The organism is Mesorhizobium silamurunense (genome assembly GCF_014843825.1).
GTDB lineage: Bacteria > Pseudomonadota > Alphaproteobacteria > Rhizobiales > Rhizobiaceae > Mesorhizobium > Mesorhizobium silamurunense.
Window position 1 is genome coordinate 1 of sequence record NZ_JHQR01000367.1, and the last position, 7,395, is coordinate 7,395.

8 protein-coding genes and 1 pseudogene are annotated in these 7,395 nt (G+C 62.4%); 8 read left to right on the forward strand and 1 reads right to left on the reverse strand.

What is annotated here, in order from left to right; all coding sequences use genetic code 11:
• The 8 genes from DH10_RS33380 to DH10_RS33415 form a co-directional block, all read left to right on the forward strand.
• The coding region (locus DH10_RS33380) for a response regulator (protein WP_192385812.1) at positions 1-438 on the forward strand (438 nt) is incomplete at its 5' end.
• Between the two features lie 510 nt (positions 439-948).
• The gene (gene pstS, locus DH10_RS33385) at positions 949-2,007 is read left to right on the forward strand and encodes a phosphate ABC transporter substrate-binding protein PstS (RefSeq protein WP_192251894.1); all 1,059 of its coding nucleotides are present in this window, start codon (positions 949-951) and stop codon (positions 2,005-2,007) included.
• A gap of 65 nt (positions 2,008-2,072) precedes the next feature.
• Positions 2,073-3,059 carry a phosphate ABC transporter permease subunit PstC gene (gene pstC / locus DH10_RS33390; protein ID WP_192251891.1) on the forward strand — a complete coding sequence of 329 codons (987 nt, stop codon included), beginning with the start codon at positions 2,073-2,075 and terminating at the stop codon, positions 3,057-3,059.
• 3 nt (positions 3,060-3,062) lie between these two features.
• Positions 3,063-3,914 carry a phosphate ABC transporter permease PstA gene (gene pstA, locus DH10_RS33395; RefSeq protein ID WP_192251888.1) on the forward strand — a complete coding sequence of 284 codons (852 nt, stop codon included), beginning with the start codon at positions 3,063-3,065 and terminating at the stop codon, positions 3,912-3,914.
• The gene (pstB, locus tag DH10_RS33400) at positions 3,911-4,714 is read left to right on the forward strand and encodes a phosphate ABC transporter ATP-binding protein PstB (RefSeq protein ID WP_192251886.1); all 804 of its coding nucleotides are present in this window, start codon (positions 3,911-3,913) and stop codon (positions 4,712-4,714) included. Before pstA ends, pstB begins: the two co-directional genes overlap by 4 nt.
• 17 nt (positions 4,715-4,731) lie before the next feature.
• Entirely contained in the window at positions 4,732-5,439 is a 708-nt protein-coding gene (phoU, locus tag DH10_RS33405; RefSeq protein ID WP_192251990.1) for a phosphate signaling complex protein PhoU, read from the forward strand.
• Between the two features lie 19 nt (positions 5,440-5,458).
• Complete coding sequence (gene phoB, locus DH10_RS33410) at positions 5,459-6,148, forward strand: phosphate regulon transcriptional regulator PhoB (RefSeq protein WP_010911896.1); 690 nt, start codon at positions 5,459-5,461, stop codon at positions 6,146-6,148.
• A 324-nt stretch (positions 6,149-6,472) separates the two neighbouring features.
• Positions 6,473-6,655: a hypothetical protein gene (locus tag DH10_RS33415; RefSeq protein ID WP_192385813.1), complete on the forward strand. Its 183-nt coding sequence runs from the start codon at positions 6,473-6,475 to the stop codon at positions 6,653-6,655.
• Between the two features lie 485 nt (positions 6,656-7,140).
• On the opposite strand, the pseudogene DH10_RS33420 reads toward DH10_RS33415, so the two are convergent.
• Positions 7,141-7,395: pseudogene (locus DH10_RS33420) on the reverse strand (sugar kinase); the annotation flags it as partial.

The following is a 7,395-nucleotide window of genomic DNA, read 5'->3' on the forward strand; positions in this document are numbered from 1 at the left end:
CCGGCGCGTGCCCGTCCGCGCGCGGCCGGCGCGGAGCGCGGGCTCGACATCCTCGTCGCCGAGGACAATGAGGTGAACCAGCTGGTGTTCACGCAAATCCTGGGTGAGACCAGCTATCAGTTCGAAATCGTCGGCAACGGCCGCAAGGCGCTGGACGCCTTCGGCAAGCTCAACCCGCGCATGATCCTGATGGATGTGTCGATGCCCGAGATGAGCGGCCTGGAGGCGACCGCCGCCATCCGCCTGCTCGAAGCGGAGACGGGGACGCATGTGCCGATCGTCGGCGTCACCGCGCATGCGCTGAAGGGGGACCGAGAGCGCTGCCTGGAAGCTGGCATGGACGACTACCTGCCGAAGCCGATCAGCCCGAAGGCGCTACTCGAGAAGCTCGAAAGATGGCTCGGGTCGGACGCGGAAGTCCGGCGCAGCGCCGGCTAACAGCCTTTTTCTGCTTCGCGGCGTCGTCCTCCACGGGCATCGTCCGCAGACCGGACGCGGGCATATGGTGTGATCGCACCATACAAAACGAAGGCCAAGTCGGGACAATGGTCACTGTCGATTCCGCCCTTCGGTTACGGGCGGGAGCAGCGACCGCCGGCAAGGAACAGCGTCGACTCTACCCCAACGGACCCTGTTTTCGGCGATGGCTAGGCCATGATCCGCTCTGGCGCACAGGCAACGCGCTCTCGTCCGGATTTTATTTCCCGGCGGCCGTGATCCGGCCGCCGGGATAATTTTTGATTCAAAAGTCAGACAAGTTACTGATTCCCGCGGCAAACTCCGGCTGGTCCGCAAAAGGCGGACGCAGGCCCTCCAGGCATCCCCGTTCAGGCGTTACCCGGCTGACACGAAACTGTCATGCGACTGTAATAATCGAGGGCTATTGCGCTCACCGGGCGCCGATAGAACGGGTGCCGAAAGACCATATTCCGAACAGGAGCAGGCCACATGAGACATTTCATCCGCTCGGCGGCCGTTGCGATTGCAATGGCTGCGGCATCCACGCTTTCCCTCTCCGCCGCGATGGCGGCCGATATCTCGGGCGCCGGCGCCACCTTCCCCTATCCGATCTACGCGAAGTGGGCCGATGCCTACAAAAAGGAGACCGGCACCGGTCTCAACTATCAGTCGATCGGCTCCGGCGGCGGCATCAAACAGATCAAAGCCAAGACTGTGACCTTCGGCGCTTCCGACGCGCCGCTGAAGGGCGATGAACTGGAGTCCACCGGGCTCGCGCAGTTCCCGATGGTGATGGGCGGCATCGTTCCGGTCGTCAACCTCGAAGGCATCAAGCCGGGCGAACTGGTGCTCGACGGCCCGACGTTGGCCGACATCTTCATCGGCAAGATCGCCAACTGGAACGACGAAGCGATCAAGAAGCTCAATCCCGATCTCAAGCTGCCCGACCAGGCGATCGCGGTCGTCCACCGCTCGGACGGCTCGGGCACCACGTTCAACTTCAGCTACTATCTGGCCGACGTCAGCGCCGACTGGAAGTCGAAGGTCGGCGTCGACAAGGCGCTCGAGTGGCCGGTGGGCATCGGCGCCAAGGGCAATGAAGGCGTCGCAAACAACGTCTCGCAGACCGGCGGTGCGATCGGCTATGTCGAGTACGCCTACGCCAAGCAGAACAAGCTGACCTACACCGACCTGATCAACAAGGACGGCAAGAAGATCGAGCCGACGGCAGCGGCCTTCTCGGCTGCCGCGGCCAATGCCGACTGGAGCTCGCAGCCGGGCTACGGCGTCATCCTGGCCAACCAGGCCGGCGCCGAATCCTGGCCGATGACCTCCGCTACCTGGATCCTCCTCTACAAGAAGCCCGACGATGCGGCGGCCACGACCGAAGCACTGAAGTTTTTCGCCTGGTCCTACGCCAAGGGCGACGAAATGGCTGCCGGGCTCGACTACGTTCCGATGCCGGACGCGGTCGTGAAGAGCGTCGAGGAAATGTGGGGCAAGGACATCGTCGACAAGGACGGCAAGCCGCTGTTCTCGGGGATGTAATTTGCGGAATTGAGGAGGGCGCTTCCGGCGCCCTCCTGTCTCTCTTTCGAAATGCGAGGGGCTAGATGACTGCCGTCTCCGAAGCCGTGACACCGTCCGCCATGCGGACCAGAGAAGCGACAGTGCGGCGCTTTGCGCTCACCGACACGATCTTCCGGACGGCCACGCGCCTTTCCGCCATCCTCGTGCTGGTTCTTCTCGGCGGCGTCGCCATCTCGCTGATAACCGGTTCATGGCAGGCGCTGTCGAAGTTCGGCTTCTCCTTCCTGACCACCGAATCCTGGAACCCGGTCACCGAGAATTTCGGCGCTCTCGCGCCCATCTACGGCACCGTCGTCACCTCGGCCATTGCCATCCTGATCGCGGTTCCGATCGGCATCGGCATTGCCATTTTCCTCACCGAGCTCTGCCCGCGCCCGCTCAGGCGCCCGATCGGCATTGCGGTCGAGCTGCTCGCCGGCATTCCCTCGATCATCTACGGCATCTGGGGTCTGTTCGTCTTCGCGCCGTTCCTGCAGACGACGGTGCAGCCCTTCATCATCAACGTCTTCCACAACGTCCCGGGCCTCTCCAGCCTGTTCGCTGGTCCGCCTTACGGCATCGGCCTGCTGACGTCATCGCTCATTCTTGCCATCATGGTTCTGCCTTTCATCACCTCGATCACCAAGGACGTGTTCGATACGGTGCCCGCGGTGCTCAAGGAATCGGCCTATGGCATCGGCTGCACGACCTGGGAAGTGACCCGGCGCGTGACCATTCCCTACACTCGCGTCGGCATCATGGGCGGCGTCATGCTCGGTCTTGGCCGCGCGCTCGGCGAAACGATGGCCGTCACCTTCGTCATCGGCAACGCACACCGCATCAGCGCCTCGCTGTTTGCGCCGGGAACGACGATCTCGGCGACCATCGCCAACGAGTTCACCGAGGCCGATGGCGAGCTCTACACATCCTCGCTGGTGTCGCTCGGCCTGATCCTCTTCATCATCACCTTCATCATCCTCGCCATCGCGCGCTACATGTTGTTGCGCATCGATAGCCGCACGGGAGCCTGACCGATGTCGGTAGCCATGTCGCTTCATCAGAGACGCAAGCGCAAGAATGGCGTGATGATGGCGCTGTGCGTCATCGCCGCGGGCATCGGCCTTGCCTGGCTGGCGCTGATCCTTGGCGCGCTGGTCTATAAGGGCCTGTCCGGCGTCTCGCTTTCGGTGTTCACGGAAATGACGCCGCCGCCCGGCGACGCCGGCGGCCTGCTCAACGCCATCTACGGCAGCATCGTGATGACCATCATCGGCATCATCGTCGGCACGCCGATCGGCGTGCTCGCCGGAACCTATATGGCCGAGTACGGTCGCTTCTCGCGTCTCACCACGGTGGTGCGTTTCATCAACGACATCCTGTTGTCGGCGCCGTCGATCATCGTCGGCCTGTTCGTCTATGAGCTGCTGGTGCGCCCGATGGGCCATTTCTCGGCGATCGCCGGCGCGGTGGCGCTGTCCATCCTGGTGATCCCTGTCGTGGTGCGCACCACCGAGGACATGCTCAACCTTGTGCCCAACGCGCTGCGCGAAGCCGGCACCGCCATCGGCGCGCCGCGCTGGGTGGTGATCCGCTCCGTCGCTTATCGCGCCGCGCTTTCCGGCATCGTCACCGGCATATTGCTGGCGATCGCCCGCATTTCGGGCGAGACGGCGCCACTGCTCTTCACCGCGCTCAACAATCAGTTCTGGTCGAGCAATCTCAACGCGCCGATGGCCAGCCTGCCGGTGACCATCTTCCAGTTTGCGCTCAGCCCCTATGAGGAATGGCAGCAGCTGGCCTGGACGGGCGCACTCATAATCACCCTGACGGTTCTCGGGCTGAGCATTTTCGCCCGCAGCCTTACCGGACGCAGAGAGGACAGATGAAACCGATGTTGTCCACCGACCTTAACGTAGCCGAGACGGCCGTCGAGAAGGCTAAGATCGAGGTCAAGAACCTCAACTTCTACTATGGCCAGTCGAAGGCGCTGAAGGACATCAACCTGTCGCTGCCGGAGCGCAGCGTCACCGCCTTCATCGGACCGTCGGGCTGCGGGAAGTCGACGCTGCTGCGCGTGCTGAACCGCATCTACGAACTTTACCCGAAGCAGAGCGCCGAGGGTCAGGTGCTGCTCGACGGCAAGAACATCCTCGACCGCTCGCAGGATCTCAATCTGCTCAGGACCAAGATCGGCATGGTGTTCCAGAAGCCGACTCCGTTCCCGATGTCTATCTACGAGAACATCGCCTTCGGCGTCAGGCTGTATGAGAAGATCAGCAAGGCCGAGATGGACAACCGCGTCGAGCAGGCGCTGAAGCGTGCGGCGCTTTGGAACGAGGTCAAGGACAAGCTCAATGCCAGTGGCCTCAGCCTCTCCGGCGGCCAGCAGCAGCGGCTCTGCATCGCCCGCACGGTAGCGGTGAAGCCGGAGGTCATCCTGCTCGACGAGCCGGCCTCGGCGCTCGATCCGCTGTCGACCGCCAAGATCGAGGAGCTGATAGACGAGCTGCAGGCCGACTACACGATCGTGATCGTCACCCACAACATGCAGCAGGCGGCGCGCGTGTCGCGGCAGACGGCGTTCATGTATCTCGGCGAGCTGGTCGAGTTCGACCGGACCGAGAAGATATTCACCTCGCCTCGCGAGAAGCGCACGCAGGACTACATCACCGGCCGCTTCGGCTGAGTTCATACGAGGACACAATCATGGCCCATACGGTCGCTTCCTTCGACGAGGATCTGAGGCAGATCAGCCAGCTCATCCGTGACATGGGCGATCTTGCCGGCTCGATGGTCGGCGCGTCGACCAAGGCTCTGCTGAACTCCGACAACGCGATGGCGCAGCGCGTGGTCTCCGACGATGCCATCATGGACGCGCGGCAGCGCGAGCTCGACGATCGCGCCATCACGCTGATCGCGAAACGCCAGCCGATGGCCGACGACCTGCGCAGCGTGGTCGGCGCGATCCGCATGGCCGGCGATCTCGAGCGCATCGGCGATCTTGCCAAGAATATCGCCAAGCGCGTCGGCTCCGTCGGCGTCAGCGCCGCGCCGCGCGACCTATCGCACTCCATCGACTCGATGGCGCAACTGGTGCTGATCCAGGTCCAGGGCGTGATCGAGGAATACACGGCGGGCGACGCCGCGGCGCTCGCCAAGCTCAGGAACGACGACGAGCGCATCGACGTCAAATACACCTCCGTCTTCCGCGAGCTGCTGACCTACATGATGGAGGATCCGCGCAACATCACGGCCTGCACGCATCTTCTGTTCTGCGCCAAGAATCTGGAGCGCATCGGCGACCATGTGACCAATATCGCCGAGAACGCCTACTATGTGCTGACCGGCACGCAATTGCCCGCGAACCGTCCGAAACAGGACGAAACGGCGATGTCGGCGCCGGCGGCCTGACAGCGAAGGTACCTGCTATATGATCGCGCCACGCATCATGGTGGTGGAGGACGAGGAGCCGCTGGGGGTGCTGCTCCGCTACAACCTCGAATCCGAGGGCTATCAGGTCGAGGTGGTTACCCGCGGTGACGAAGCCGAGATCCGCCTGCAGGAGAACGTGCCCGACCTTCTGGTGCTCGACTGGATGGTGCCGGCGGTTTCCGGCATCGAGCTTTGCCGGCGGCTCAGGATGCGGCCCGAGACAGAACGGCTGCCTATCATCATGCTGACCGCGCGCGGCGAGGAAAGCGACAGGGTGCGCGGCCTCTCGACGGGCGCCGACGATTACCTGGTCAAGCCGTTCTCGACGCCGGAATTCATGGCCAGGGTCAAGGCGCTGTTGCGCCGCGCCAAGCCGGAAGTGCTGTCCAGCGTGCTCAAGGTCGGCGACATCGTGCTCGACCGTGAATCGCACCGCGTCTACCGCAAGAAGAGCGAGATCAGGCTCGGCCCGACCGAGTTCCGGCTGCTCGAATTCATGATGCGCCATCCCGGCCGGGTGTTCTCGCGCAGCCAGTTGCTCGACAATGTCTGGGGCGAGACGATCTATATCGACGAGCGTACGGTCGACGTGCATGTCGGACGCCTGCGCAAGGCGGTCAACAACGGCCGCATGCCGGACGTGATCCGGACCATCCGCGGGGCGGGCTACGCGATCAGGGAAGATTAACGATGCGCTGATATGCAGGTGCGGCCGGCCTGCGACCAGCCCGTTTACCGACCGGATTTGATGATCTTCGCCTCGCGCACAAGCGAGTTCAGTTCAAGCCCATCGGGAAGATGAGTTCGAGCGCTTGATTTTCGGGAATGCCGGTATCTTTAACAAGCAGCTGAACGATAGCGTCGACCGGCTTGCTCCTCTCCGGCTCTATTGGCGAATAACAATAACGACCGTCGCGCGTTATCGTTCCGTAAGCATATTTTGATATTGAAAAACGCCGATCTGGATTTATAAAAATCGACGTTTCCCATTGCTTCCCTGAGGAGAGCTGCGATGGATAACGTCCGGAGAAACGAAGCCAAATCCCCCAAAATCGAAGTGATTGAAACCTGCGGCGAATGGTTCGTTCGGGTGATCGAGGATGGTGGAGAAGCCACCACCTCATTCGAGCTTGAGACCTTCGCTATGGTCTATGCCGAAGGCCAGCGATTACGACTTGGTCTAGAAAAGGTCTAGCCCGCACCGGGAGTAGCCGGCTACTCCCCGTGTATGGTCCGGCCTGCGATCCTGTGTCACCAGAAAGAAAGCAGGCCGGACCATCTGGTCAACCCGGACGGACGGGGCCGGTTCCATGCCAGCGGATGAACTCGACTTCCTTTCCTGGAAAATGCTGGCGTTGAGCCGCGACCATTTAAGTCGGGCTTCGGACTGGTACGGATTGAATCGCCTTTTCGAGCGGCGCTGTTGGTGGCAGAATATAGGCAGGGTTATCGAGGGCGGCTGTCATGCCTCTCTCAGGCCACGGCGGAGTGTTCGGTCCCGCTGATCTGGATACGCTCCAGCGGGTATTTGACAGGCTGTGCACCGAGCGCCGGCTAGCCCTAAAGGACAAAGATCAGAGAGAAGAACTCGCTCGGGATGTGATCGGCCTCTTTCAAGACGGCATCACAGATGAAGCCGATTTGTGGCGGGCGCTTTCAAAGCGTCGACGGGCATAGGGTTCACCCTGTCGCGCTGTGTCTCGTCTGTATACCCGGCGCTAAAATCTCCTGGTCGACGAAGGTCAGCGCGCGTATGGCGCAACCTTCGCGGATCAGCGGCAATTCGTTCGGCTCGGTGTCGAAGGAGATCGACTGCGAGTGCTGGCCGCCGGCGGTCTGGGCGATCGCCTCGCGCAGCGCCGGCTCTATCAGGTCGAAGGCCGCGGCGCTGACACCGACCATGGCGACCGGCGCCGGGTCGATGAGCGCGAACAG